Source organism: Acidimicrobiales bacterium, assembly GCA_035540975.1.
Classification (GTDB): domain Bacteria; phylum Actinomycetota; class Acidimicrobiia; order Acidimicrobiales.
Genome location: DATLFN010000053.1, coordinates 1 through 25,374, shown reverse-complemented (window position 1 = coordinate 25,374; position 25,374 = coordinate 1). Strand labels below are relative to the sequence as shown.

General features: G+C 72.7%; 21 protein-coding genes and 2 tRNA genes. 11 read left to right on the top strand and 12 right to left on the bottom strand.

What is annotated here, in order from left to right; translation table 11 throughout:
• Both VM242_06545 and VM242_06540 read left to right on the top strand, forming a co-directional pair.
• Nucleotides 1–1,715, top strand: a 1,715-nt coding sequence (locus VM242_06545) for a hypothetical protein (protein HVM04810.1), incomplete at its 5' end; no start/stop codon positions are given.
• A gap of 1 nt (nt 1,716) precedes the next feature.
• Nucleotides 1,717–2,817 carry an MBL fold metallo-hydrolase gene (locus VM242_06540; protein HVM04809.1) on the top strand — a complete coding sequence of 367 codons (1,101 nt, stop codon included), beginning with the start codon at nt 1,717–1,719 and terminating at the stop codon, nt 2,815–2,817.
• A gap of 104 nt (nt 2,818–2,921) precedes the next feature.
• Here the strand turns inward: VM242_06540 and VM242_06535 are convergent, their stop codons facing one another.
• Nucleotides 2,922–4,013: a hypothetical protein gene (locus VM242_06535; protein ID HVM04808.1), complete on the bottom strand. Its 1,092-nt coding sequence runs from the start codon at nt 4,011–4,013 to the stop codon at nt 2,922–2,924.
• Nucleotides 4,014–4,168: 155 nt separating this feature from the next.
• Between VM242_06535 and VM242_06530 the strand changes: the two genes are divergently transcribed.
• On the top strand, nt 4,169–4,795 hold the full coding sequence (locus VM242_06530; protein ID HVM04807.1) for a dihydrofolate reductase family protein: 627 nt from the start codon (nt 4,169–4,171) through the stop codon (nt 4,793–4,795).
• 41 nt (nt 4,796–4,836) lie between these two features.
• Here VM242_06530 and VM242_06525 read toward each other — a convergent pair whose 3' ends face one another.
• The 5 genes from VM242_06525 to VM242_06505 form a co-directional block, all read right to left on the bottom strand.
• On the bottom strand, nt 4,837–5,586 hold the full coding sequence (locus VM242_06525; GenBank protein HVM04806.1) for a flavodoxin family protein: 750 nt from the start codon (nt 5,584–5,586) through the stop codon (nt 4,837–4,839).
• A 45-nt stretch (nt 5,587–5,631) separates the two neighbouring features.
• Nucleotides 5,632–5,901, bottom strand: a complete 270-nt coding sequence (locus VM242_06520) for a zf-HC2 domain-containing protein (GenBank protein HVM04805.1) — start codon at nt 5,899–5,901, stop codon at nt 5,632–5,634.
• Nucleotides 5,898–6,476, bottom strand: coding sequence for an RNA polymerase sigma factor (locus VM242_06515; GenBank protein HVM04804.1), 579 nt, complete (start codon nt 6,474–6,476; stop codon nt 5,898–5,900). The genes VM242_06520 and VM242_06515 overlap by 4 nt, the downstream gene beginning before the upstream one ends.
• 207 nt (nt 6,477–6,683) lie before the next feature.
• Nucleotides 6,684–7,076, bottom strand: a complete 393-nt coding sequence (locus VM242_06510; protein HVM04803.1) for a hypothetical protein — start codon at nt 7,074–7,076, stop codon at nt 6,684–6,686.
• 55 nt (nt 7,077–7,131) lie between these two features.
• Nucleotides 7,132–10,287: an AAA family ATPase gene (locus VM242_06505; protein ID HVM04802.1), complete on the bottom strand. Its 3,156-nt coding sequence runs from the start codon at nt 10,285–10,287 to the stop codon at nt 7,132–7,134.
• A 103-nt stretch (nt 10,288–10,390) separates the two neighbouring features.
• Here VM242_06505 and VM242_06500 point away from each other — a divergent pair, with 103 nt between their 5' ends.
• From VM242_06500 to VM242_06480, 5 genes are read left to right on the top strand one after another with little or no spacing between them, the layout of a single operon-like run.
• A complete protein-coding gene (locus VM242_06500; GenBank protein HVM04801.1) occupies nt 10,391–11,110 on the top strand; it encodes a metalloregulator ArsR/SmtB family transcription factor in 720 nt (239 codons plus the stop codon).
• Nucleotides 11,103–11,708, top strand: coding sequence for a methyltransferase domain-containing protein (locus VM242_06495; GenBank protein HVM04800.1), 606 nt, complete (start codon nt 11,103–11,105; stop codon nt 11,706–11,708). Before VM242_06500 ends, VM242_06495 begins: the two co-directional genes overlap by 8 nt.
• 36 nt (nt 11,709–11,744) lie before the next feature.
• Entirely contained in the window at nt 11,745–11,876 is a 132-nt protein-coding gene (locus VM242_06490; GenBank protein ID HVM04799.1) for a hypothetical protein, read from the top strand.
• A 19-nt stretch (nt 11,877–11,895) separates the two neighbouring features.
• Nucleotides 11,896–13,242 carry an MBL fold metallo-hydrolase gene (locus tag VM242_06485; protein ID HVM04798.1) on the top strand — a complete coding sequence of 449 codons (1,347 nt, stop codon included), beginning with the start codon at nt 11,896–11,898 and terminating at the stop codon, nt 13,240–13,242.
• Entirely contained in the window at nt 13,239–14,534 is a 1,296-nt protein-coding gene (locus VM242_06480) for an MFS transporter (GenBank protein HVM04797.1), read from the top strand. Before VM242_06485 ends, VM242_06480 begins: the two co-directional genes overlap by 4 nt.
• Before the next feature lie 44 nt (nt 14,535–14,578).
• On the opposite strand, the gene VM242_06475 is transcribed toward VM242_06480, so the two are convergent.
• From VM242_06475 to VM242_06465, 3 genes are all read right to left on the bottom strand, one after another.
• On the bottom strand, nt 14,579–17,113 hold the full coding sequence (locus tag VM242_06475) for a polynucleotide kinase-phosphatase (protein HVM04796.1): 2,535 nt from the start codon (nt 17,111–17,113) through the stop codon (nt 14,579–14,581).
• Nucleotides 17,110–18,510, bottom strand: coding sequence for a 3' terminal RNA ribose 2'-O-methyltransferase Hen1 (locus tag VM242_06470; GenBank protein ID HVM04795.1), 1,401 nt, complete (start codon nt 18,508–18,510; stop codon nt 17,110–17,112). Before VM242_06470 ends, VM242_06475 begins: the two co-directional genes overlap by 4 nt.
• Before the next feature lie 70 nt (nt 18,511–18,580).
• Nucleotides 18,581–19,024, bottom strand: coding sequence for a hypothetical protein (locus VM242_06465; GenBank protein ID HVM04794.1), 444 nt, complete (start codon nt 19,022–19,024; stop codon nt 18,581–18,583).
• 69 nt (nt 19,025–19,093) lie between these two features.
• Here VM242_06465 and VM242_06460 point away from each other — a divergent pair, with 69 nt between their 5' ends.
• Nucleotides 19,094–20,785: a radical SAM protein gene (locus VM242_06460; GenBank protein HVM04793.1), complete on the top strand. Its 1,692-nt coding sequence runs from the start codon at nt 19,094–19,096 to the stop codon at nt 20,783–20,785.
• Between the two features lie 3 nt (nt 20,786–20,788).
• Here VM242_06460 and VM242_06455 read toward each other — a convergent pair.
• A tRNA-Arg gene (locus tag VM242_06455) sits at nt 20,789–20,861 on the bottom strand.
• Between the two features lie 73 nt (nt 20,862–20,934).
• Nucleotides 20,935–21,023, bottom strand: a tRNA-Ser gene (locus VM242_06450).
• A 239-nt stretch (nt 21,024–21,262) separates the two neighbouring features.
• Here VM242_06450 and VM242_06445 point away from each other — a divergent pair.
• On the top strand, nt 21,263–22,771 hold the full coding sequence (locus tag VM242_06445; protein ID HVM04792.1) for a site-specific integrase: 1,509 nt from the start codon (nt 21,263–21,265) through the stop codon (nt 22,769–22,771).
• A 125-nt stretch (nt 22,772–22,896) separates the two neighbouring features.
• On the opposite strand, the gene VM242_06440 is transcribed toward VM242_06445, so the two are convergent.
• Nucleotides 22,897–24,135 carry a DUF3892 domain-containing protein gene (locus tag VM242_06440; GenBank protein HVM04791.1) on the bottom strand — a complete coding sequence of 413 codons (1,239 nt, stop codon included), beginning with the start codon at nt 24,133–24,135 and terminating at the stop codon, nt 22,897–22,899.
• A gap of 41 nt (nt 24,136–24,176) precedes the next feature.
• On the opposite strand from VM242_06440, the gene VM242_06435 reads away from it, so the two are divergent.
• Nucleotides 24,177–24,446, top strand: coding sequence for a hypothetical protein (locus tag VM242_06435; protein ID HVM04790.1), 270 nt, complete (start codon nt 24,177–24,179; stop codon nt 24,444–24,446).
• The last annotated feature ends 928 nt before the right edge of the window (nt 24,447–25,374 follow it).

Genomic DNA, 25,374 nt, shown 5'->3' with positions numbered 1-25,374 from the left:
GTCCTCCTCCTCCGCCTCCGCCCCCGGCCGCCGCTCCGCCCCCTCCGCCGGTGGCGGCGAGGCGGGCCGAGCACCGCCCGGCACCCGTCTCGGCGCCCGACCCGTCCCCCGGGAAGCGGCGCCTCCAGGCCGACGTCACCGCCGGCGACCGGCTCGTCACCTCCGCCTTCGTGGCGGGCACCGTGCACCACGTGGACGTCTCCGTCGGGCGCCAGGCCGCCATCCACGCCGGGGAGGCCTTCCCCGCCGTCGCGATGCCCGAGGACGTCGACCGCATCCGGCTCACCGTCCGCTTCGCCGCCCACGGCACGGTCCAGGAGGGCACGATCCTGCTGCCCCGCGACGAGAGCCGCGAGTCCTCCGCCGCCTCGTTCGAGCTCCACGTGCCGCCCGGCGCCAGGCAGGTGTCGGCCCTCGTCGTCGTCTACCTGGGCACCGAGGTCCTCCAGGGTGCGGTCCTCAGCGGGCCGGTGGTGGCGACCCTCGCCGACGAGGCCGGCTTCGCAGGAGCCATCACGCTCGACGTCGGGGCCTTCGTGAAGGACCTCGTCCCGGCATCGACATCGGCGGCCACCGCCAGTGTCGTCGCCGACGCCTCGACGGCGGTGGCGTCGTCGCCGGGTGGGACCGTGGCCATCGACGTCTCGGCGCTCCGCGACGAGGTCGCCGACCTGGCCGAGCGCATCGACGGCGGGGCGGAGCTGCTGTTCCAGGGCGACGAGGCAGAGGTGGAGCGGCTGTTCCGGGACCTCGCCCTCCACGGCCGGCGCCTGCGGTCCGTCGTGGCCGAGCAGCTGGGCGCCGACCTGTGCGCGGCGACCCACCTCCAGGTGGTGACGCTGTCGGCCGGCGCCTTCCTGCCCCTCGAGCTGGTGTACGACGGGCCGCAGCCGACGTCCAGGTCCAAGTTGTGCCGCCAATGGCGGGAGGCGGCGCAGGCGGGGACGTGCACGGCCTGCTCGCCGAAGCCCCGGATGAGGTCGCCCAGGGTGTGCCCGTCGCACTTCTGGGGGCTGTCCAAGGTGATCGAGCGCCACGCCGGGCTGGGCGGCCGGGCCGGCGCGTTCGAGGTCCGGTCCGAACGCCGGGAGGGCGTGATGGCGCTGCCCCCACTGGTCGGCGCCGTCGTGGGGGCGTCCGGGAAGGTCGAGCCCGACGACCTCGCCGCCGTCGTCACCGTCGCCCGCAGGACGTTCAGGCGGGCGAGGAAGGCGTCCTCGTGGAGGGAGTGGACCTCGCTCGTCCGCGAGGCCGAGCCCGGCGTCCTGGTGGCCCTCCCCCACCACGAGGAGGACGCCTCGGTGGACCCCGCCCTCAGCTGCCTCGAGCTCGGCACCAGCCTGCTGCCGGCCGGGGGGATCGAGCTCCGGTACGTGGGCGAGAGGCGGCCCGGCCCCGTCGTCCTGCTGGTCGGCTGCAACACCGCCCTCGACCGCACCCCCATCGACAGCTTCGCCGGCGAGTTCCGGGCGGCCGGGGCGAGCGTCGTGGTGGCGACGCTGGGCCCGGTGATCCCCGAGGAGGCGGCGCGCGCCGCCGAGGCGGTGGTGCGGGCGCTCGGCGACGCGACTCGGGCGGCGGGCGCCGCCACCACCTTCGGCGAGGTGATGCTGCAGGCCCGCCGTGCGCTGGTGGGCGAGGGGCTTGTCCTCGGCCTCCTCCTCGTGGCCAACGGGGACGCCGACTGGCGTCTCGGGGTGACGGCGGACGGCTGACGTGCTGCGCTTCGAGATGCTGCCCGCCGAGCACGGCGACTGCCTCCTGGTCGAGTACGGGGAGGGGGCGACGCCGCGGCACCGGGTCCTGTTCGACGCCGGCCCCGAGACGGCCTACCCGGCGATCCGCCGACGGCTCCTCCGGCTGCCCGCCACGGGGACGCCCCGCCGGCGGAAGATCGACCTGCTGGTCGTGACCCACGTCGACGGCGACCACATCGAGGGTGTCGTCAAGCTCCTCCAGGACGAGGAAGTGGGCATCGCCCCGGCCGACGTGTGGTTCAACGACTGGAACCACCTGGCCGGCCTCGGCGAGCGCAAGGTGCCCGAGCGCCTGGGGCCCGAGCAGGGGGAGTTCCTCGGGGCCCTGCTCGACGAGAAGGGCATCGCCTGGAACGGGGCCTTCGGCGGCGACCGGGTCATGGTGCCCCCGGAGGAGGACGAGCCCCTCCCGAGGTGGTGCGGCCCGGGCGGGCTCGTCCTGACGGTGCTGTCGCCGACCCTGCGGACGCTCGTGGTCCTCCGGCGGAAGTGGAAGAAGGCCATCGAGGCGGCCGGCTTCCGGCCCGGCGGCCGCCAGGACGCCCTGGCCCAGTTCGCCGAGCGCCGTTGGGCCAGGGCGCCGTCGCCACCCCGCCTGGGCGACGAGGGCCGCCGCTCGACCCTCGACTCCTCGGAGGCGAACGGGTCGAGCATCGCCGTGCTGGCCGAGTTCGGCGGGCGGTCCCTGCTCCTCAGCGGCGACGCCTTCCCGGACGTCCTCCGGGCGAGCATCGAGCGCCTGGCGCGCCAGCGCGGCCTCCCGAGCGACGAGCCCTTCGCCGTCGACGTCTTCAAGCTCGCCCACCACGGCAGCACCAGGAACATGACGCCCCAGCTGATGGACGCGGTGGCCGCGTCCGCCTACGCCGTGTCGAGCAGCGGCGCCCGCTTCCGCCACCCCGACCGCGAGGCCCTCGACCTGGTGGTCGGCGGCCACCGGGGCGCCGGTGAGCCGACGCTGCTGTTCAACTACGCGTCGAGGTTCACCGAGGTGTGGCGCGACCGCCCGGGCGTCACCGCGCGCTACGGCGAGGACGCGATGGTGGAACTGGAGACGTGACAGCGGCGCGCACCGCAGCGGCCGGCGGTCAGCCGTGGGCCCCACCGTTCACTTCGCGATCGCGCGCCAGGGGGTGGCGCGCGATCGCGAACTGAACGGGCGAGCTACCCGGTGACGACGTCGAAGTCGACGGCACCGAGCACCCGGCCGTTGACCTGGACGTCGATGCGGTGCCGGCCGGGGTGGATGCGCCGGACGGAGACGTGCTCGAACCGGTGGGCCCGGGTGATCGTGACCGGCCGCGCCGGCTCGAGCCGGCGACGGGTGAGCTTGAAGACCTTCGGAGCCTTGGTCGCCCGAGCCCCGGCGTAGTGGACGCGGTAGTCGATCACGGCGTCGCAGGCGGTGCTGCCGTCGGGCAGGCGCAGGGTGAAGGTGAACGTCACGGAGTCACCGATGGCGATGCGGTGGCGGTCGGCACGCAGGTCGACCAGCTCGACCGGCGTGTGGGTGTCCGCTCCGACAAGCCCCAGCGCCCGGGGATCGCCCCGCTTGACGAGGGTGCGGAGGCCGTGACGCACGACCCACGCGCCGGCGTCGCCCCGCACGGCCCAGCCCTCGGCGAGGTCGAGGGCGAGGTCGGGATGGTCCTTGCTGATGTCGTTGAGGTGGTTGGCGACGGAGCGGCGCACGTAGGCGGACTCGTCGTCGACGAGGGCGTCGAGCAGTGGGATGTTCGGCGACGGGTCGGCGACGAGGTCGCGCAACCGCGGCGCCCACGGCAGCCGCGGGCGCGTGCCCTCGGACACGAGTCGGCGGACGTGCTCGTCCCCGTCGGTGCACCAGCGGCGGAGGTACTCGTAGGTCAGCCCGGGGTGGCGCTCGATGAACGGGCGGATCGGCGCCTCGCTCGACCATCTCGGCGTCAGCCCGGCGAGGAGCGGGAGCGCCACGCCGGGCTCGTCGAGACCCCTCTTGGCGACGAAGGCCCCGCACGGCAGGGTCATCCACCCCGTGAAGGTGGGCGATTCGAGGGCGCGCCACAGCACCGCCGCCCCGTCGGCGAACGCAGCAGGCAACGTCGCCGCCAGGCGCTCGGCGAGCAGGTCGGCGCGCGCGAGCAGCTCGAGCGGCTCCAGCGCCGCTGCGATCCCGCGCGTGAAACGCGGTTCCGGAAAGTCCGGCCACGCCCGCCGGAGCTCGTCCGCCAACGCTCGGGCGAGTCGCCGGTCGAGCTCGTCCTTGAACGCGGGCATCGGGCCAAGTCGAGCACGTCGGGATCGCGCCGGCGGTCCGGGCGTCCGGCCGCGCCGTCGCATGGACTTCGGTCGCGGCTTCGCTGCCTGCCGCGTCGCCAGCCGCCTTCTCGTCCGCGCGCTCAGTATCGGCGCGCCGCTCCGTCTTCATCGACATGAAGCTCACCGTCCAGACGTTCCTGACGCTCGACGGCGTGATGCAGGCCCCCGGCGGGCCCGAGGAGGACCCCAGCGACTCCTTCACCCACGGTGGCTGGCAGGCCCCGTTCCCCGACCCGGCCGTCGGCGAGTTCGTGACCGAGCTGAACAGCCACGCCAGCGCGTTCCTGCTCGGTCGCCGGACCTTCGACATCTTCCGCGGCTACTGGCCCGACCAGACCGACCCCGGCAACCCCATTGCCGGGGCGATCAACTCGCTGCCCAAGTACGTGGTCTCCAGCTCGCTGAGCGAGGCCGACGCCACGTGGCGAGGCGAGCATCCCGGCACCGCCCGCCTGGTGACCGGCGACGTCGTCGCGGCGGTGCAGGCGCTGAAGGACGGGCCCGGCGACGAGTTGCAGGTCTGGGGAAGCGGCCGGCTGCTCCAGTCGCTGCTGCCGCACGAGCTCGTCGACCGCTTCCGCCTCATGACCTTCCCGCTGGTGCTCGGTTCCGGTCGCCGCCTGTTCAACGACGGCATCCTCCCGGCGACGATGCGCCCCGTCGACGTCACCGTGACCGATCTCGGCATCGTTCTCGCCACCTACGAACCTGCCGGTCCGGTTCGCCACGGTCGGATGTAGGCACACGAGCACCGAGCCGACGGGCGCGGTCCCTCACGGGGTCAGCGGTGCTCGGGGTTCGGAAAGTCGAACCGGCAGCCGGCGTCCCACTCGGAGCGCTGGTTGCCGTGGGCGGGGATGCCTCCGGCGTCGGTGAGCATCCGGGCCAGGTGGAGCAGGTTCCAGGTCATGAAGGTGGTGTTGCGGTTGGTGAAGTCGTTCTCCGGACCGCCGGAGCCCTCGTCCAGGTAGGACGGCCCGGGGCCGGCCTCGCCGATCCAGCCCGCATCGGCCTGGGGAGGGATCACGTAGCCGAGGTGCTGGAGTGAGTAGAGGATGTTCATGGCGCAGTGCTTGACGCCGTCCTCGTTGCCGGTCACCAGGCAGCCGCCCACCCGGCCGTAGTAGGCGTACTGGCCGGCGTCGTTGAGGAGATGGCTGTTGCCGTAGAGCCGCTCGATCACCTGGGTGCAGACCGAGGACTTCTCCCCGAGCCAGATGGGCGTGCACAGCACGAGGATGTGGGCCGCTCGGACCTGCTCGAAGATGGACGGCCACTCGTCCCGGTCCCAGCCGTGCTCGGCCATGTCGGGCCACACGCCGGTGGCGATGTCCCGGTCGACGGCCCGGATCACCTCCACGGTGACGCCCTGGCGGCGCATGATCTCCATGGACTTGTCGGCCAGGCCCTGGGTGTGGGAGCGCTCCGGCGAGCGCTTGAGGGTGCAGTTGATGAACAGGGCCCGGAGGTCGCTGAAGTCCCACCGGTCCTGACGGCACAGCTCCTCCTGCTTGGGCGAGAGCTCGGTCACGCCCGTACCGTCCCGGCGGCGGCGGTTCCGTTACGCACCGGGGGCTCAACCCTGGCGCCACTGCCGGTAGAGCCCCACCAGCTCGTCGACCGCCTCGTCGGGCAGGTCGTCCGGCTCGACCCGGCCCAGGGCGTCGATGGTCGCCCGGAGCTGAGCCAGGTACTCGCTGCAGTGCGGGCAGCCGGCCAGGTGGCCCTCCAGGCGGAGGCGATCGGCATCGGGGAGAACGCCGTCGAGATAGGCGGCCATGAGAGCCACCGCCTCCCGGCAGACCAGATCCCGCCGGCGCCCACGGAAGAGCGAACGCAGCTTCATGGCGCTCCCAACCTCCCTTCCAGCTCCGAGCGCACGCGGGCCCGGGCCCGGTGCAGGAGTACCCGCTGGTTGCCGTCCGTCACACCGAGGAGCTCGGCGACATCGGCCGCCGGCAGCCCCTCCACGTCGCGGAGCACCAGGACCTGCCGTTGCGCCTCGGGCAGGGTGTCGATGACCTTGCGTGCCAGGGGGACCAACTGCTCGGCGGTGAGGCGGTCGTCCACCCGGTCGGACCAGGGGACCGGAGGCACGGACCACAGCCCGGCGCCATCGAACCGGTCGGCGTCCACGTCACCCGTGGGCTGGGTCCGCCATTCCTTGCCGGCGGCCGAGCGGGCCCGGTTCATGAGGATGTGGAACAGCCAGGTCTTGAACGAGGACCGGCCCTCGAAGCGGTCCACGCCCCGGACCACCGCGAGCCACGTCTCCTGCACCACCTCGTCGGCCACCGCCCTCGACCCGACGACCGAGGTGGCCAGGCGGAGCAACGAGGAGTGATGGCGGCGCACCAGGGCGGTGAACGCCGCTTCGTCACCGGCCCGCAGCCCAGCCAGCAGCTGCTCGTCCTCGCTCACCGCCACCGACCCTAGGCGGTGGGCACGTCGGCGTGCCGCCCGAAGCGAGCAGTCGGGCCGGCGGGCCATGAAGCATGGTCCTTCGCCGCCGGTCCTTGTTTCACCGCGTACCGCGCCGTGGCGGGCGCGCCGTTCGTCCCGATCGCCGGCGTCGGGGGCGCCGGCCGGCGACCGGTCCGCCGGGCCACGGTGTGGCGATCGGTTCGCTCACGCCGGCCGGGTCCACGCTCCCATCGCCTCGAGGTTGCCCGTCACGACCTCCATGGTGGCGGCCAGCTGGTCGGTGGGGCTGAACTCCACCAGCTCCGTCCCGGCCCGGAAAAGCGGCAAGTGGCCGGGGCGGGCGTAGTAGGCGTGGCCCGCCTCCACCACGTCCTCGGACCCGTCCGCATAGCGGTAGACGAGCGTGCCCTCGAGCACCACGCCCCAGTGCGGGCACTGGCAGCGGTCGTCGGGCAGGCCGGCGAACAGCGGCGCCGGGTCGGCGTCCTCGGTGTAGGTCTCGAAGCCGATCGTGTGGCCGTCGACCTCCTCGTAGCGGCCCTCGAAGCCATCCATGACGTACACCGTCGGCGCCGCCGCCTTGCTGGTGGTTCCCATCGTGTGCTCCCTCCCGTGGTGGTGGTGTCCACCCACTACGGCGCGAGGAGATTCCTCACTCCGCGAGGGACCACGCCACCGGGGGATCCGGGTCGTAGGAGCAGTAGGTGCCCGTGCGCACAAAACGGCGCAGGTGCTGGCCGAGGGCGGGGTGGACGGCTTCGATGCGCCCGATGGCGTCGCGGATCCGCCAGGTCACGGCGCCCCGGGCCCGCTCGGAGGACACCCCGGCCCGGCGCGGGCGGCCACCCAGCCCGTAGGCGGCCGAGAGCTGGGCGACAAGGGCGTCGCGCTCGGCGTGGGCGGCGGCCGAGCGGGCACCGTCGCCCGCTGCGTCGGCGGCGTCCAGCTCCGCCTCCAGCTCGACCAGGCGGGCCTGGTAGCCCTGCCGTGCGCGGGCGTCGAGAACCTCGCCCAGGTCGGTGCCGCCGCCGAGGTCGCGCCGCCCGGCCAGGTCGATGGCTGCCACCTCGGCCCCGGGCCGCGCCAGCAGACGAGCCAGGTCGGCCATGCCCTTCACGTCCTTGACGTGGGCCGTGACGCCTCCGTAGGCGAGGGCCCACACCTCTCCTTCCCGGCGGAACCGGTCGGGGGCCGGTGCGGGAGCGTCGGTAGGCGGGTGGTCGCCCAGCAGGGACTCCAGCTCGGCCACCCGGCCCTCCATGCCGAGCCGGCGGTAGGCGGCCAGGGCGGCCGCCAGCCGGTCCCGGTCGTCGAGGGCCACGCCGGCGTCCCGCTGGGTTCTCGCCACCAGCAGCGGTGCGCCCAGCCGCCGGTTGGCCGCCAGGGCGGCGTCGAAGTGGGCGGTGGCTCGGTCGATCTGGCCGAGGGCGGCGGCCACCAGCCCGAGCGGGCGCTCCACCGATCCCCAGCACACCGCCCCGATGCCCTCCACGCCGAAGCGGTGCCGGTGGGCCAGCAGGGCGTCGTAGGCCCACCGGCACACGGCCCGGTCGCCCACGAGACAGGCCGCCTCGGCCGCCTGGGCCGCCATGGGCACCCACTCGCCGTCCGCCGGCACGCCGGCGAGGAGGGGGCCGGCGCCCGCCAGCACCGTGCGGGCCTCGTCCACCCGCCCGCCCTCGGCCAGCACCAGGGCGGCGGTCACCCGCACCTGGATCCCGAGGGACGGCTCCAGGCCGGTCACCACGTCGAGGAGGGGCAGGGCATCCTCGAAGCGGGCCGCCTCCCGCAGCAGGTACCAGCGAAGGCCGGTACCGAGAATCTCGGCGTTGGCGCTGTGGGCCTGGGCGCCCAGCGTCACCGCGTCGTCGATCCACTGCTCGCAGGCGACGAGATCGCCCCGCATCAACGACCGCATGCCCCGCCACAGAGGTACGTACCACCCGTAGAGGGGCTGGCACAGCGCGCCGGCCACCGCCGCGTAGGCCTCGATCTCACCGTCGGCACCAGCCACGTCGCCCACCTCGAGGCGCGCCACCAGCCGCAGCCGGCGGCCCAGCAGCTCGACGGCTCGATCGCCCGAGGCGGTGCCCAGGTCCACCACCTCGGTGGACTCCGCCAGCCGCCGCTCGGCGTGCTCGGGGCCGGAGATGGCGTCACAGTGGGCAGCCACGGCCGCCGCCAGCTGGCGGTTCGTCACGGCCGCCCCGCCCGAGCGGGCGGTGTCCAGCGCCTGGCGTGCGAGTACGACCCGCCGCTCCACCTGGCCGAACCGCCACAACGCGACGGAGAGCCGGGCCGCCACCTGCGACCAGAGGCCGGGGGCTGTCCCGTCCAGGGCCCGCAACGCCTCCTCCAGCGCCTCCACCTGTTCCCGGTCGGCGGGGGCGATCTCGAAGCCGCCGCCGCTCCCGATCCCCAGGGCCGCTCGGGCCAGCTGTCCGGTGTGGCCGGCTGCCCGGGCCAGGGCGGCGGCGGCGACGTAGGAAGCCCGGGCCGCGGGCTGGTCGCCGGCGGCGGTGAGCGCCTCGCCCAGGGCAAGGAGCAGGTCGGCCCGGTCGGCGGCCGCCGGTGCCAGATCGAGGGCGGCCAGCGCCTGGTGGACCAGGGCCACCGCGTCCTCGTAGGCCAGTACGGCCATGGCCCGCTCCGCCGCCCGGGTGGCATACGCCACCGCCTTGGCGGCCGTTCCCCCCGGCGCCGCCCGCACGAAGTGGTGCGACAGGACGGCCAGGTCGACCGGGGAACCGGCCCCGTGGCGGCGCTCCAACGCCTCACCCACCCGCTGGTGCAGGCGCACCCGGCGGACCACACCGAGCTCGTCGTACAGCACGGCCCGCAGCAACGGGTGGGTGAAGGCGAAGTGACCGACGGCGCTCTGGCGCACCACTCCGGCCGCCTCCGCTTCTCCGATCGGATCGAGGAGACCGTCGATGGTCCCCGGCAGATCGGCCAGGGCGAACTCGTCGCCGGCCACCGCGCACACTTCCAGCGCCGACCGGCACGCGACCGACAGGCGCTCCAGGCGTCGCCGGAGGACGCCCCGTACCGAATCGGGCACCGGCGGGTCGCAGCCGGCCACCAGCCGCTCGACGTCGCCGCTCTTCGCCAGCAGCTCGACCAGCTCCCGGGCGAAGAGAGGGTTGCCGTGCGTGTGCCGGTGGAGCGCTTCGGCCACGGCGGGGGACGGGGGCCCGCCGGCGATCGATGCCACCAGCGGCACGAGCTCGGCGGCCGGCAGGCCGCCCAGGTCGACGCGGTCCCCGTGGCGCGCCAGGTCCACCAGGGCGGTCCCCAGCGCCGTGGCGGGCCGGACCTCGTCGGGCCGGAACGAGACGAGCACCAGCATCGGCAGCTGGCGAAGCTCGGGGGCGAGGTGGGCCAGCAGGCGCACCGAGGGCACGTCGGCCCAGTGCAGGTCGTCGATGATCAGCAGTCGGGGCCGCTGGGCGGCCGCCTGCACCAACAGAGCGGTGACCTCCTCGAACAACTCCGCCCGGGCCAGGTCCGGGTCGGCGGCCCGAGCCCCGGGCCCGGCCGGCAGCACGAGTCGCCGACCGGACAGCCGGCGCACCAGCTGCTGCCACGGCCAGTACGCGGGGACCGCGCCGGACTCCCAGCACGCCGCCCTCGACACGTCGAGCCCCCGATCAGCGGCCCGGACGGCCGCCTCCTCGCACAGGCGGGTCTTGCCGATGCCAGCTTCCCCGGTGACCATGGCCAGGCCGCCGGCGCCTGCGGCTGCGGCTGCGGCTGCCGCTTCCAGGACGCCCAGCTGGCGTGCTCGCCCGACGAACGCGGTGGCCACTCCAGGAGTGTGACGCGCCGGCGTCCTCGGCGGCACGCCTATGTGGCGGTCGTGTGCCGGGAGGCCACGCTGCCCGGTCGAGTTGAAGTAATCAAATGACTACTTGACAGCGCTCGGCCAGGGGTGGATCATCGGCGGCGTGGGTGAGCGGGCCGCCAAGGATGCGCTGTTCCAGGGCCTGGCCGAGGTGGCCAAGGCCCTGGCCAGCGGCCGCCGGGCCGAGATCGTCGACCTGCTGGCCCAGGGCGAGCGTTCGGTCGAGGAGATCGCCGGGGAGCTGGGCCAGTCGGTCGCCAACACGTCCCATCACCTGCGGGCCATGGCTCGCGCCGGACTGCTCACCACCCGACGCCAGGGCACCCGGATCTTCTACGCGCTGGCCAGCGACCGGGTGGCGGAGCTGTGGGCGGCGATGCGTGACGTCGCCGTGGACCACGTCGCCGGCATCGAACGCCTGGCCGGCGCCTACCTGGGCCATCGGGACGGCGTCGAGGTCATCGGGCGGGAGGAGCTGGCGGCGCGGTTGGACAGAGACGAGGTCGTGGTCCTCGACGTTCGCCCCGGTGCCGAGTACACCGCCGGGCACATCGCCGGGGCCCGATCGGTCCCGGTGGCCGAGCTGCGCCGCCAAATCAGGGCGCTGCCGAAGACGACCGACGTGGTGGCCTACTGCCGCGGTCCGTTCTGCGTGTACGCCGACGACGCCGTGCGGGAGCTCAACCGCAAGGGGTTCCGGGCGCGGCGGCTGGTCGACGGGTTCCCCGAATGGAAACGAGCCGGCCTGCCCGTGGCGGTCGGGAACGGAGAGAGTGACGATGACTGACGCACTGCTGGTCGACCCCGACACGCTGCGCGACCAGGTCCGGGGCAAGTACCGAGAGGTCGCCACCGACCCCCACCGGGGCTTCCACTTCCACACCGGCAGGCCGCTCGCCGCCCGCCTCGGCTACGACGCCGCCGCCGTCGCCGCCCTGCCGGACGAGGCGGTCGAGTCGTTCGCCGGGGTGGCCAACCCCTTCTCCCTGCGGACGCTCGCACCGGGCGAGCGGGTCGTCGACGTGGGCTCGGGCGCAGGCTTCGACAGCTTCATCGCCGCCGGCCAGGTGGGCGTCGACGGGGCCGTCGTCGGGGTCGACATGACGCCCGAGATGCTGAAGAAGTCCCGCTCCACCGCCGAGGCCCTCGCCTACCCCCACGTCGAGTTCCGCGAAGGGCTGGCCGAGCACCTGCCGGTCGAGGACGGCTGGGCCGACGCCGTGATCTCCAACGGCGTGATCAACCTGTGCGCCGACAAGAAGGCCGTCTTCGAGGAGATCCGGCGCGTCCTTCACCCCGGCGGCTGGCTCCAGTTCGCCGACATCGCCAACGGCCGCCCCGTCCCGACGGAGGCCATGCGCGACATAGACCTGTGGACGGGCTGAATCGCCGGCGGGCTGCCCCGTGCGGGCTGGCAGGCGATGCTCGAGGAGATCGGCTTCGTCGACGTGCAGATCGGTCCACCGGCGGACACCTTCGGCGGTGCCAGCGGCGAGGACAAGGCGCGTGCCTACGAGGTGTACGGCTACGCCTTCCTCGCCCGCCGCCCCTGATCGAGAGGCGACCAAGGCGATGAGCGAACCGGTCATGTTCGTCGACGAGGGGCTCGGCAACACGTCGTACCTCGTCGACCTGGGAGGCGGCAGGGCCCTCGCCGTCGACCCGTTCCGCCACCCCGGCCGGTACCTGGCGGAGGCGGAGCGGCGGGGTCTCCACATCGCCTACGCGGTGGAGACGCACCTGCACGCCGACTTCGTCTCCGGCGCCGGCGAGCTGGGATCGCTCGGTGCGGCGGTCCTGGCGCCGGTCGCCTCGGGGAGGCGGGACGGCGTGCGGGGCCTCGAGGACGAGGAGGAGGTCGACCTGGGCGGGCTCACCCTGCGCGCCCTGGCGACGCCCGGCCACACACCGGAGCACCTGGCGTACCTGTTGTCGGACGGGCGCCGGCCCGTCGCCCTCTTCTCCGGTGGGTCCCTGCTGGTCGACGCCGTCGCCCGCACCGACCTGATCGCTCCCGAGCAGACCGAGGACCTGGCCCGCGCCCTGTGGAGGTCCATCCAGGAGCGGATCCTCCCCCTGCCCGACGACCTGCCGGTGTACCCGACCCACGGGCCCGGGTCGTTCTGCTCGGCGCCGGCCGGCGGGCAACGCACGACCACCGTGGGCCGGGAGCGGCGGGCCAACCCGCTGCTGGCCGCCCCGGACGAGGACACCTTCGTGAAGGAGCTCCTCGGTGGGCTCGGGACGTACCCCCCGTACTTCCTCCGGCTGCGCCCGGTGAACCGCGGCGGCCCGCGCCTGTACGGGCCGGCCGAACCGGTCCTGCCCCGCATCGCTCCCCGGCACGTGGCCCTCCTGCAGGCGGGGGGCGCCCGGGTGGTGGACGTCCGGCCGGCCCGGCAGTTCGCCGCCGGCCACGTGCCCGGCTCGTTGTCGATCGCCCTGCGCCCCCAGTTCGCCAGCTGGCTGGGGTGGCTGGTCCCGGGCGACGCACCGGTGGCCATCGTCGCCGGGGACGACCAGGACCGGGCCGACCTGGTCCGCCAGGCCCGCAACATCGGCTACGAGACCATCCTGGGCGAGCTCGACGGGGGCATCGAGGCGTGGCGGGCGCAGGGGCGCCCGGTGGAGGCGATCGCCGTCACCCCGGTGGAGCGCTTCGAGGGCCGAGTGGTGGACGTCCGCCAGCGCCACGAGTACGAAGCGGGTCACGTCCCCGGTGCGGTGTCGGTCGAGCTGGGAAGCGTGGGCGCCGGGCGGCTGCCGAGCGGGCCCGTCGGCGTCATGTGCGCCCACGGTGAGCGGGCCATGACGGCGGCCAGCGTGCTCGCCGGTGCCGGCCGCCGTGACGTCACCGTGCTCACGGGCGGACCGGGCGACTGGTCACGGCACCACGGCTCCCTCGACCACGGTCCATGACGCTGACCTCCACGGCGGACCGTCCGGGACCGCCCGTGCGGCTCGGCCTGCGCCAGAACGCGGCGCAGTTCAGCCTGCTGGTCGCCGTCAACGCCTTGGTCGGCGGCATGATCGGCCAGGAGCGCACCGTCCTGCCGCTGCTGGCCGAGCGGACCTTCGGTCTCACCGCGGTGAGCGCCGCGACCACCTTCGTCGTGGCCTTCGGCGCCACCAAGGCACTCACCAACCTGGTGGCCGGCGCCCTGGCCGACCGGGTGGGGCGCAAGCCCGTCCTCGTCGCCGGATGGCTGGTGGGTATGCCCGTGCCGCTGCTGTTGATCTGGGCCCCGTCGTGGGGTTGGGTCATCGTCGCCAACGTCCTGCTCGGCGCCAACCAGGGCATGACCTGGTCCACCACGGTGATCATGAAGATCGACCTGGTCGGCCCGTCCCGCCGGGGTCTGGCTCTCGGGCTCAACGAGGCGGCCGGCTACGGCGCCGTCGCCCTGACGGCGCTCGTCACCGGCGAGCTGGCCGCCCGCCACGGGTTGCGGCCGGAGCCGTTCTTCCTCGGCATCGCCTTCGCCGCCCTCGGCCTCGGCCTGTCGGCGGTGTTCGTTCGCGAGACCCGGCAGTTCGCGGCACAGGAGGCGGTCACCTCGACCGGTCACCCGGAGGCGGAGCAGGAGGAGGGCCGCTTCTCGGCCGTGTTCGCCCGCACGTCCTGGGAGGACCGCTCACTGGCCGCCGTCTGCCAGGCCGGCCTGGTCAACAACGCCGTCGACGGCCTGGCCTGGGCCGTGCTGCCCCTGCTCTTCGCGGCCGAAGGGCTGTCCGTGGGTGCCATCGGCGTCCTGGCCGCCCTGTACCCGGGCGTCTGGTGCGTCGGCCAGCTCATCACCGGCGCGTGGTCCGACCGGGCCGGGCGCAAGCCGCTCATCGTCTGGGGCATGCTGCTCCAGGGGGTGGCGCTCGTCTGGATGGCCTCGACCACCGGCTTTGCGCCGTGGGCGGCGGGCGCCGTGCTCGTGGGCGCAGGCACCGCGCTCGTGTACCCCTGCCTCATCGCCGCCGTCGGCGACGTCGCCCACCCGACGTGGCGCGCCACCGCCGTGGGTGTCTACCGTCTTTGGCGCGACGCCGGCTACGTGGCCGGCGGCCTCCTCGCCGGCCTGGTCGCCGACGCCTTCGACCTCCGAACCGCCGTCTTGGTCGTCGCCGCCCTCAGCGTGGTGTCCGGTCTGGTCGTCCACGTCCGGATGGACGGCGGCACAGCGGCGGCGTCACCCGTCGGCCCCGGTTCCGAAGCGTGAGCCGACAGAGTTCGGCCGTCCGCCGCCCCAGCCGGTCCGACAGGTCAGAGCCTCGGGTCGACGGGTTCGCTCTCGAGCGCGAGGACCCCGAAGACGCACTCGTGGACGCGGTAGAGGGGCTCGCCGGTGGCGAACCGTTCGAGCGCCTCGATACCGAGGGCGAACTCACGGAGCGCCAGGGACCGCTTGCGGCCGAGCCCGCGGGATCGGAGGCGATCGAGGTTCGCTTCCGCCGTGTACTCCGGCCCGTAGATGATGCGGAGGTACTCGGGGCCCCGGCACTTGATGCCGGGCTGGGTCAGTCCCTTCGCGCCGCGGTGGACGACCCCGGCGGGCTTGACGACCATGCCCTCGCCGCCGCGCTCGGTCAGCTCCTCCCACCAGGCGACGGCGGCGGCCTCGCTGAGCTCGTCATCGAGATCGACGGTCGCCGTCGCGGTGGCGCGGAAGGTCGTGGGGTCGATGTCGGCGAGGCGACCGAGTGTCTCGATGTGCCACAGGTGGTCGGTGAGGGCGTGGACCTTCCCTTCGCCGGCAAGGACCTGGAAGGGCGCCAGTCGGAGGTCTTCGATCGACTGCACCGGCCAGCAGTACCGGCGGTAGGCGTCGGCGAACCTGCCGGCCATCGTTCCGCGGTCCCGGGTCCGAGCCAGCAGCTCGGCCACGTCGGCCCCGCGAGCGGCAGCGGCTTCCAGCACTGCGACCTCAGCGCCGAGGGTGCTCGCCGCCGCCGCGCCGACCGAGGCGTACTGGCGGCGCAGCAGCTCTCCGGCCTTGGCCGACCACGGGAGCAGCTCGGCGTCGAGGACCAGCCAGTCGGTGGCGAGCTCGCCCCACAGGCCGGCGGCCGTGATGCCGGCGCGGATCTTGCCGAGGAACGCGACCTCGTCAGCCTCGCCGAAGAACGGCCTGCCGGTGCGCGTGACGATGGCGCCGGCCGCGTCGCTGTCGGCGACGTCGAAGCGTCGAGCAGCGGCCCGGCTGTCGCGGCAGACGACGACCACGGCCCGGGAGCCCATGTGCTTCTCTTCGCAGATGACACGGGCGACGCCGTCGCGTCGGAACGACGCCAACGCCTCGGCAGGATGCTCGAGCAACCCCGGCCGCCCGGTCGTTGCCGTCGGCGCCATGGTCGGCGGCAGGTACACGAGCCAGCGGGGATCGGCCGCGAACCGGCTCATCACCTCGAGGGCGGCGACGGCGTTCTCCTCCCGAATCGTCACGGTGTGGTTGAGACGCGTCCGGATGATGCGCCTGCCCACCACGTCGTCGAGGTCGAGGTCCGTCGGCTCGCGAGTCGGGTCCTCCTTGGCGGGCGCCAGCGGGCGGATCGGCTCGTAGTACGTCCGCGCCGCCGGGACCGACACCAGCTCGCGCTCCGGATACCGCAGCGCGGTCAGTCTCCCGCCGAACACGCAGCCGGTGTCGATGCAGATCGTGCGATTCAGCCAGCTCGCCTCGGGGACGGGCGTGTGCCCGTAGACGACCAGGGCGTTCCCGCGGTAGTCCTCGGCCCACGGGTAGCGGACGGGCAGGCCGAACTCGTCGGTCTCTCCGGTTGTGTCGCCGTAGAGCGCGAACGAGCGGACCACTCCCGACGCGCGGCCGTGCATGTCCTCGCGGAGACCGGCGTGGGCGACGACCAGCTTCCCCTCGTCGAGGACGAGGTGGCTGACGAGCCCGTCGATGAAGTCGGCGACCTGCCTGGAGAACTCCGGCGGTTCCTCGGCGAGCTGAGCCAATGACTCGGCCAGGCCATGGGACTTCGTGACGTTCCGTCCCCGCAGGGCGCGCAGCAGCTTGGCTTCGTGGTTGCCGGGGATGCAGAGTGCGTCGCCGGCCTCGACCATGCCCATGGCGAGCCGGAGCACCGCCGGTGTGGCCGGGCCGCGGTCGAGGAGGTCGCCCACGAACAGGGCGCGCCGGCCGGCGGGATGTCGCGCGCCGGTGCCGTCCGGGTCGATCTCGTAGCCGAGCTCGCCGAGGAGGGCGACGAGCTCGTCGTGGCAGCCGTGGACGTCGCCGATGATGTCGAAGGGCCCGTGGTCGCTGCGGCGGTCGTTCCAGAGCGGCTCGCGGACGATCGTGGCGGATTCGATCTCGTCGACGCCGTTGAGGACGAAGACCTTGTGGAAGCCCTCACGCCGGAGGTTCTTCAGGGATCGCCGGAGCTGGCTTCGTTGGTTGCGCAGCACGTGCGGCCCGAAGTCTCGGTCGGAGCGCGTGGCGTTGCGCTCGGCGCACACCTCGCCGGGCACGTCGAGCACGATGGCGACCGCGAGCACGTGGTGCTTCTTGGCCAGCGCGATCAGTGAGCGGCGCGAATCGGGCTGGACGTTCGTCGCGTCGACGACGGTGAGCCTGCCGGCCCCCAGTCGCCTGCCCGCGATGAAGTGGAGGACGTCGAACGCTGCCTCGGTCGCGGACTGGTCGTTCTCGTCGTCACTGACGAGGCCGCGACAGAAGTCGGAGGAGAGCACCTCGGTCGGAGCGAAGTGGCGAGCAGCGAAGCTCGACTTCCCGGAGCCGGACACGCCGACGAGCGCGACGAGCGACCGTTCGGGGATGGCGAGCTTCATCGCTTGAACACCGCCATCTGGGTGGGAGCTCCGACCTCGGGGTCGTCGGGGCCGATGCCGTTGATCGTCACCGAGTAGCCGAAGCGTTCGGCGACGTCGTCCACCCAGGCGGCGAGTTCGGCGCGTGTCCACTCGAAGCGGTGGTCGCGGTGCCGCAGCGAGCCGGCAGGGAGCGTCCCGAACCGCGGGTTGTACTCGATGTTCGGCGTCGTCACGACGACCGTCGCCGGCTGGGCATGCGCGAACAGCGCCCGCTCGAAGGCGCCCAGGCGCGGCCGGTCGAGGTGCTCGACGACCTCGACGACGGTGGCGACGTCGTAGCCCTGGAGACGGCGATCGCGGTAGGTGAGCGCTCCCTGCACGAGCTCGACCCGCTGGCGCTGGCGGGGGGCCATGGTGTCGAGGTGCAGTCGCCGGGCGGCACCCTCGAGGGCGCGGTGCGAGACGTCGACGCCGAGGACGTGCTCGACGTTCGTGTCCCGCAGGATCCGCTGCACGAGCTTGCCGCTCCCGCACCCGAGGTCGACGACCCGGCGGGCACGCGCCGCCTTGATCTGGTCGATCACGGCGTTCAGCCGCTGCTCGTTGAGGCTGAGCGGCTTCTCGACCTGCTCCTCCTCGGTGTCGTGCGTCGCTTGGAGCTCATCCGGGTCGACGGGCTCGTCGGCGAGCAGCCGCTGGAGGGCGTCGAGGGTGAGGCGTCGGTCGTGGCGGAGGTAGCGACCTGCGACGAGCTCGCGCTCGGGATGCGACGGGAGCCACGAGCCGCCGCGTCGGAGCAGCTTGTCGACCTCGTCCGGCCCGACCCAGTAGTGCTTGTCATCGTCGAGCACCGGCAGCAGGACGAAAACGTGCTCGAGCACGTCGCGCAGGCGGCTGGTGGTGGCGAGCGTGACGTCGAGGTAGTGGCTGTCCCCCCACTCGGGGAACGTCACGTCGAGCGGGATCGAGCGTGCCTCGATCGTGTAGCCCAGCGGCTCGAACAGGCGGCGGAGGACCGACTCTCCGCCCCGGCAGGGAACGACCGGCATGTGCAGCGTGAACGGGAGAGCCGCCTCGGCGAGCTCAGGACGCTCCTTGCTCCGACCGCTCAGCGCGGTGCCGAACACCTTGTTCATCGCCACCGAGAGGAACGACGACGCCGCGTACGGGCGGTCGTTCACGTAATGGGCGAGAGAGGGCTCGTTGCCCTTCGGGCCTTTGCGGCTGCGAACGAGATCCACCGGGTCCACGTCGACGAGCAGCGCCGCCGTACAGCGCTGCGCGGTGGCCTCCGGGTAGACGACGGTCGCCGTCCCGAACGGCATCTCGACGGCGTGTACCCGCCCGGGGTTCTTGTGCAGCAGGAACCCGAGGTCGCTCGCCGGTTCGTGGGTGGTGGAGAGGGTGAGGAGCATCGGGACCGCCTGACCGTGGGCCCTCGATGATGGACGATCGCAACGACGACCGCTCGTCCAATTCGGGTTGCTACGGGCGGCTCGCAGAGCCCGTGACCAACTGCACGCCGGCGGCGAGCGTCGTCGCCAGGCGGTCGAGGTCGATCTCTCTGCCGTTCTGCGCCAGGACCTCGATCCCGAGGAAGGCGGCGGCAGCCAGCTCGGCGATGAGGTCGACCGGGATCAGGTGCGTGATCGGCGAACCGCCGAGCACCCGTTGCATCTCGGCGATGGCGTAGTCGATCGCCTGGTCGATGGCTGCTCGGACCTCGGCGGCAAGGGCCGGTGAGGTGCGGGCGCCCACGAACAGCTCCATCACCGCTTGTCCGTCCTCGCCTTCGGCTTCTGCACGCATCACCGCACTCAGGCGCGCCGGCCACTCGAGATGCGCCCGGTCGCCACCGAGCCCATCGCCGATCCTGGCCACCCCGCGCTCGGCCAGCGCCCTGGCGGTGGCGGCGAGAAGCCCGTCCATCGAGCCGAAGTAGTAGAAGATCGACCCGTTGACGGTGCCGGCCTCTTGGGCGATGGCTCGAGCGCTGGCGTGAGCGAACCCGTCGCGAGCGAGGACGCGCACCGCTGCATCAATCAGTCGGCCGCGGAGGTCCTCTCCCGGTGGCTGACTGCGAGGTCCGGCCTTGGCCACGGCGTGCAGCGTACCCACTTGCCCGCCGGTCTCCGGGCATCTGCATTGGGCAACCGCCTTGACCGACCGCCCAACCTCCGCGATCATTCGACCATGCGAGTCAAGATGGTCCTGCCGGCCCTCACCGAGGCGACGAGCCCGTTGTTCCGGCCGATCAAGTACTCCCTGTTCCCGCCGCTCGGGCTGGCGACGTTGGCCGGCTACCTCGGTGACGGCGTCCAGGTGACCATCGAGGACGAGCACGTGGAGCGCATCGACCTCGACGACGAGCCTGACCTCGTGGTGATCCAGGCGTACATCACGTCTGCGCGGCGCTCCTACGAGATCGCCGATCACTACCGACGTCGGGGTGCCCACGTCGCGATCGGTGGGTTGCACCCGACATCGGTGCCGGCCGAGGCCGGGCGGCACGCCGACACGGTGTTCCTGGGCCCCGGTGAGGACACGTGGCCGCAGTTCCTTGCCGACCTCACGGCCGGTCGACCCGCCCCGCGCTACCAGTCGAGCGTCCGCACCTTGCATGGGCTCCCTCGCGTCCGTCGCGACCTGATCAAGCGCCACCTCTACCTCGTACCGAACTCGATCGTCGTGTCGCGGGGCTGCCCTCACTCGTGCGACTTCTGCTACAAGGATGCCTTCTTCGAAGGCGGCCGCTCCTTCTACACCCAGACCGTCGACGACGCCCTCGCCGAGATCGAGCGCCTCCCGGGCCGGCACCTCTACTTCCTCGACGATCACCTCTTCGGCAACCCGCGCTTCGGCCGCGAACTGTTCGCAGCCATGACCGGCATGGGGCGGTTGTGGCAGGCCGCCGGCACCGTCAAGTCGGTGCTCCACCCCCGATTGCTCGAGCGTGCTGTCGAAAGCGGGCTTCGCAGTCTGTTCGTGGGATTCGAGACGATCAGTGCCGCGAACCTCATCGAGCACGACAAGCGACAGAACCTGGACCGCGACTACGGCGCGGCGATCCGTCGACTCCACGACCTCGGCGTCATGGTGAACGCGAGCTTCGTGTTCGGCATGGACGACGACGACCCGACCGTGTTCGACCGCACGGTCGAGTGGGCGGTCGACCACGGCGTCGAGACCGCCACCTTCCACATCCTCACGCCGTACCCCGGCACCGGCACGTTCCAGCGCATGGAGTCACAGGGCCGCCTCCTCCACCGCGACTGGGACCGGTACGACACGCGCCACGCCGTGTTCCGCCCCGCTCGGATGACGCCCGGACAGCTCGAGGACGGCTACGGGCGCGCCTACCGCGACTTCTACAGGTGGCGGAACATCGCACGCGGCGCCGCCACCCACGGCACGTGGATCGGTCGAGGGCGGCACGTCGCCTACGCGGCCGGGTGGAAGAAGTTCGAGCGGGTCTGGGACGCGCTCATCCAAGCGAAGCGGCTGACGCGCGCGCGCCCTGCGCTGGAGGGCGTCCTCTCCGGCCTCGGGGGAGTGCGACCGCGCCACGAGTCCAACGACGCCGCGCCCGCCGAATCGACGCTCGAAGGCGCCCAACCCGTCGTGTTGCTGCCGCGCCGAGCTGCCAACCACAACCACCGGGTCGCGACCAGCTCAGTGTTCGACGGGTGACAGCGCGCTCGGAGGGATTCGAACCCCCAACCTTCTGATCCGTAGTCAGATGCTCTATCCGTTGAGCTACGAGCGCCGTTGGACCCTGCACTCTACCCGCGGCACCAGCCGGGACAGCGGGGAACACCCGCCGATGCACCGACAGGGAGCGGAGAGGGAGGGATTTGAACCCTCGGACCCGGTTTCCCAGGTCAACTCATTAGCAGTGAGTCCGATTCGGCCGCTCTCGCACCTCTCCCGACCACCATCGTACGCTACCGGCGGTCACCGTGGGTCGGCACATAAACGCCCAGTCTGAAAGGGACTTTCGCCCAAGTCGTTCAGGCCCGGTCGAAGCCGCGCCACCGCGCCCGGATCGACCCCATCGAGCGAGGGCGTGCGAGTCAGCGGGCCACCGGATTCCGCAAGGATTCCGCAGCAGATACCATCGGCGGCAGGAGCCGACCCGTTCCCGCACCGTTGGAAGGGCGGAGGCCGATGCCGAAGGCGAGCTACCCGGAGCCGTTCGTGCCGAGCCGGTTCACCTGCGCCGTCCGCCGGACGACGACCGAGCTGACCACCGTGGACCGTGCCACGGGGGAGCGACGAACGACGACCGCCCCCCGATGGGACGTCAAGGGCCGGGCCAACGGCATCGAGTATGCCAAGCGCTTCAGCCGGGCCGGCCTGGCCGAGAGATGGAAGCGGCGCCTCGACGAGGGCTTCGCCGCTGGGCTCCCGTTCGACCTCGCGGCGAAGCAGTTCGTCCGGCCGGCGGACACCGAGCGCGTGCCGCCGGAGCCGACTCGGCGCGCACCCACCGTGCTCGAGGTGACCGAGGCGTTCTACCGGTCGCACCCTGAGTGGGAGCCGAACACGAAGATCCTGGCAGCCACCGCCCTGAACCGGGGGCGGCGATGGTTCCTGGCGCGGGGTTCCGAGCTGGGCGGTCGGGACCTGTGCGCGGTCGAGGACTTCCTCGGCAGCGCGGCGTTCCGACGTGACGAGGCGGAGCTCACCGATCGGCAGGCGGCCGGCCTCGAGTGGCTCCGACGGAACTCGGCAGCGTTCGCCGACGTCACGACCGCCGACGTCGAGGCGTTCCTCGCCAGGTTCGCCGTCAACCAGCGCAACGGGAAGAAGGTCTCCCGCACCACGATGATCCGCTACGCGCAGCCGCTCCGGGCGTGCTGGGCCTGGGCGGTCGCCCGGGCCGACATCCCCGTCGAGCGAAACCCCTGGCTCGCCGTCCGCCCGCCGCGGAAGGTGAAGGGCCGGAGCGGACGGCCGAGCGCAGGCCCCGGGCGCCTGGCCGTCGACGAGGACATCGTCCTCAGCGTCGAGCAGGCGGTCGAGCTGGCGGACCGGTGCGTCACCGCCGGGCGGTGGGGTGAAGTCGTTCGCTGCTACGTGCTCGTCATGGCGCTCTGCGGCCTGCGCCCGAGCGAGGCGGTCGGGATCACCTGGGACGACGTCGAGCTGCCCGACGAGGGAGTCGGGTGGCTGACCGTGAGGCGCAGCCGGCGGCGGATCGCCGCCCACTGGCTCGACGCAGACGAGGACCCGGAGTGGGGACCACTCAAGGACCGTGACATCGCCGACACCCGCCGTGTGCCGATCCATCCGTTCCTCGTCACTCGTCTACGTCAACACCGGGAGGCCATCGAAGGGGGGCCCGGAAGTCTCGTGTTCCACCGCGGCGGACGCCCGTTCGACCTGTCGGTGTTCTCCCGCGACGTCTGGGAGCCGGCACGAGCGGAGCTCTTCCCGGCCCGGTCCGACCTTCCGCCTGATGACCCCCGGCAGCCGAAGCTCTCGCGGCTCCGTCGACATGACCTGCGGCACGCGGCGTGTTCCTGGTGGCTCCGGTCCGGCGTCGATGCGATGGTCTGCCAGCGGTGGTCCGGCCACAAGAGCCTCTCGGTGTTCCTCGACGTCTACCAGGGCGTCGCCCCAGGACGTGAGGCGGAAGGGGTCCGGAAGCTCATCGACTCATTCCCTCCGTGAGAAGCGGGACGCCGGAGCGGGGCGTACCGGTGCTGGGCAATGCGCCGATGCACTGGTAGGCGGCGAGCCGCGTCTGGGGAAGACGTCCGTGCCGGGCGGCGCGTCGTGGGCGTCAGCTCGTCCGATCAAGGAAGACCGAGCGCGCCGTCGCCCGTCGGGGTCGTCCAGCCGAGCTCCACGCTGCAGCCGGCAGACCCCTCCAGCCTCCCGAAGCCCGTCAGGTGGCCGCCCACGAAGAACGCCTGCTCGTCCGTGGGCGTCAGGACCACGGGCGCGAGCGCTCGGGGGATCGTGGAGGTGTACCCGACCCACGACTCGGGGGGCAGGTAGCGACCGATGAACGCCGCCACCAGGTCCATGGCGAGGACCCAGACCAGGTCGCAGTCGCCCCGCTGGTTCTCGCAGGTCGTCCGGCTCGGCGGCAAGACGTCCCAGTGGCCGGCGTCGGGGAACACGGCGCGGTGCTTCGTCCCCGGCAGCGAGTCCCAGGTGGCATCACCGATCGTCGAGAACACGTCGCCGAACCCCGTACCCCAGGTGAACAGCTTGGGCATGTCGAGCGATGGAAGGGGGCTGGGCGGGCTCGAAGGCCACTCGCTCCACACCCCACTCAGGGACACGTACGCCGCCAGGTTGCGGTCGGCGGCGAACGCGCCGGCCAGCAGCGCACCCCACGAATGGCCGATCACCCCGGTGTGGGCGGGTGCACGCAACACGTCGGCGTGCTGCCATCCGCCGTGCATCCAGTCCATGACCTCGCCGAGCAGCAGCCGGTCGGGGTGGTCCTCGGTGAACGGGCCGACGCCCGCAGCGATGTGCGGCAGCTCCGGCACCGCCACCACGCAGCCCGACCGGGCCAGCTGCGCGGGCAATTCGAACCAGTCGCGGTAGTGCTCGACCTCGGCGCAGTTGCCGTGCGCCAACAACGCCAGCGGGTAACGCCCGCAGCCCTCGAGGACCGGCGCACTGTGCACCGCTCCGTCCAGGCTCGGGAAGAACACCCGCATCGGGCCGGGTGCCCCCTCGGCCGGGCCAAGGTCCCGCACGCCGTAGAAAACCGGAGTCTGGACGCTGGGCTGCCAACCGATCGGGCAGGACGCCGGCGGCTCCCCGGGGAACAGAAGCGGAAGGTCGTCGAGGTTGTTGGCCGTCTCGGCGTCGGCACCCGACCGCAGGTACCCGCCATGGTCGTCGACGACGTGGATCGGCACCCGCCGCCCGCCGGCACCACGCACCACGTACCGATGCACGCCGGAGCGGATGTCGTCGATGGCATCGGCCCGGCTCCGGGGCGTCCACGGCGCTCCCGGCTGGCACAGATGGGTGATGTCCCCGTCGGCATCCCGCAGGACGTGCGTGACCATCCGTTCCATGGTCGGCCTCCCGCCCACTGGTCGACCGGATCGTGCACCGGATCGCGTCGATCGTCAACCTTCGCCCCGACCGGGTGATCGCGCCCGAGGCCTCGACGGGCGCGCCGACCCCGACCACGACGTTCGAGGCCACGTCGCAGAGGCCGACGCAGCGCTCAGGGCCGGCGCCCAGCGCCCGGCACCGGGACCGCGGGCTGATCGTCGACCAGCGCTGCCAGCACGTCGTGCGCCTGCCACGGCAGCTGGCCTCGCGGGCCGCCCCCGACCTCGCTGAGGATGCCGAGCCTGCTCAGCTGGCGTAGCACCGTCAGGGCGGCGGGCCGGATGACATCGAGGCGGGCCTGGACGAGTCGAGCGTTGACACCGGGTGCTCGAACGCCAGATCGACGAGTTGGTTGGCCGATCCGCGGTCGCGGTCCGGACCTTCTGGCGGTACTGCTCGCCAAGGTTGGTGAGCCGTCGAGGAACAGACGGATCGTCTCGAACTGGTAGTGGACGAGGGCGGCCTGCATCAGCGGTGGCAATCTCGGCTCCGTGGACGAAGCGCTCGAGATCGCTGAGCAGCTCACCCACGTCGCCGGGAGGTGGCGGCACTGGCCTCGCCTCGTCGATGGTCGCCCCGGGCGAGCCCATCCGATTCGCGGGGCCGATCGGGACCTCGCGGGGAACGGGGCGCGGCAAGTACGCCACCTACCCGTGCGGCCCGCCCGTGCGCAGCGCCGCCCCGAAGGCGGTGTCGGCGAAGTCGCCCGATCGCACGGGGCGTGGCTCACCTGCAGGGAAGACTCGATCTTCTTCATGGTCGGTCGACGACCGGCAATCTTCCGCAACAGTCGGGCCGGCGGTGCGCAAGCCACCGTGGGCCGGCAGCGCCGCCCGGGGAGCAACCCGCTCAGTCCGAGAACGACCTCGCCGTTCCTCCGTAGGCCGCCCATCCCGTCGGTCCGGCGAACGCCGCTGGCGCCCGTGCCCGGACCGCCGCCGGCTCCTGTGCGGATCAGCGCCCGGGCGCCTGGAGTGAGCCCGGTTCCGCCCTCTCGCACCTCTCCGAGCGCCGCCCATGTCCGCACCCCCGGCCGGTCGACGCGGGTCAGTGAGTATGGAACGGCCGGCCCGTTCCGCATCTTGCGTGGATTGCCCACCATGAGGCGGACCGAGCCACATACGGAAGGAGCCGGCCGTGTTGATCCATGTTCCCCCTGAGGTTCGCGTCCTGGCAATGGACGTGCA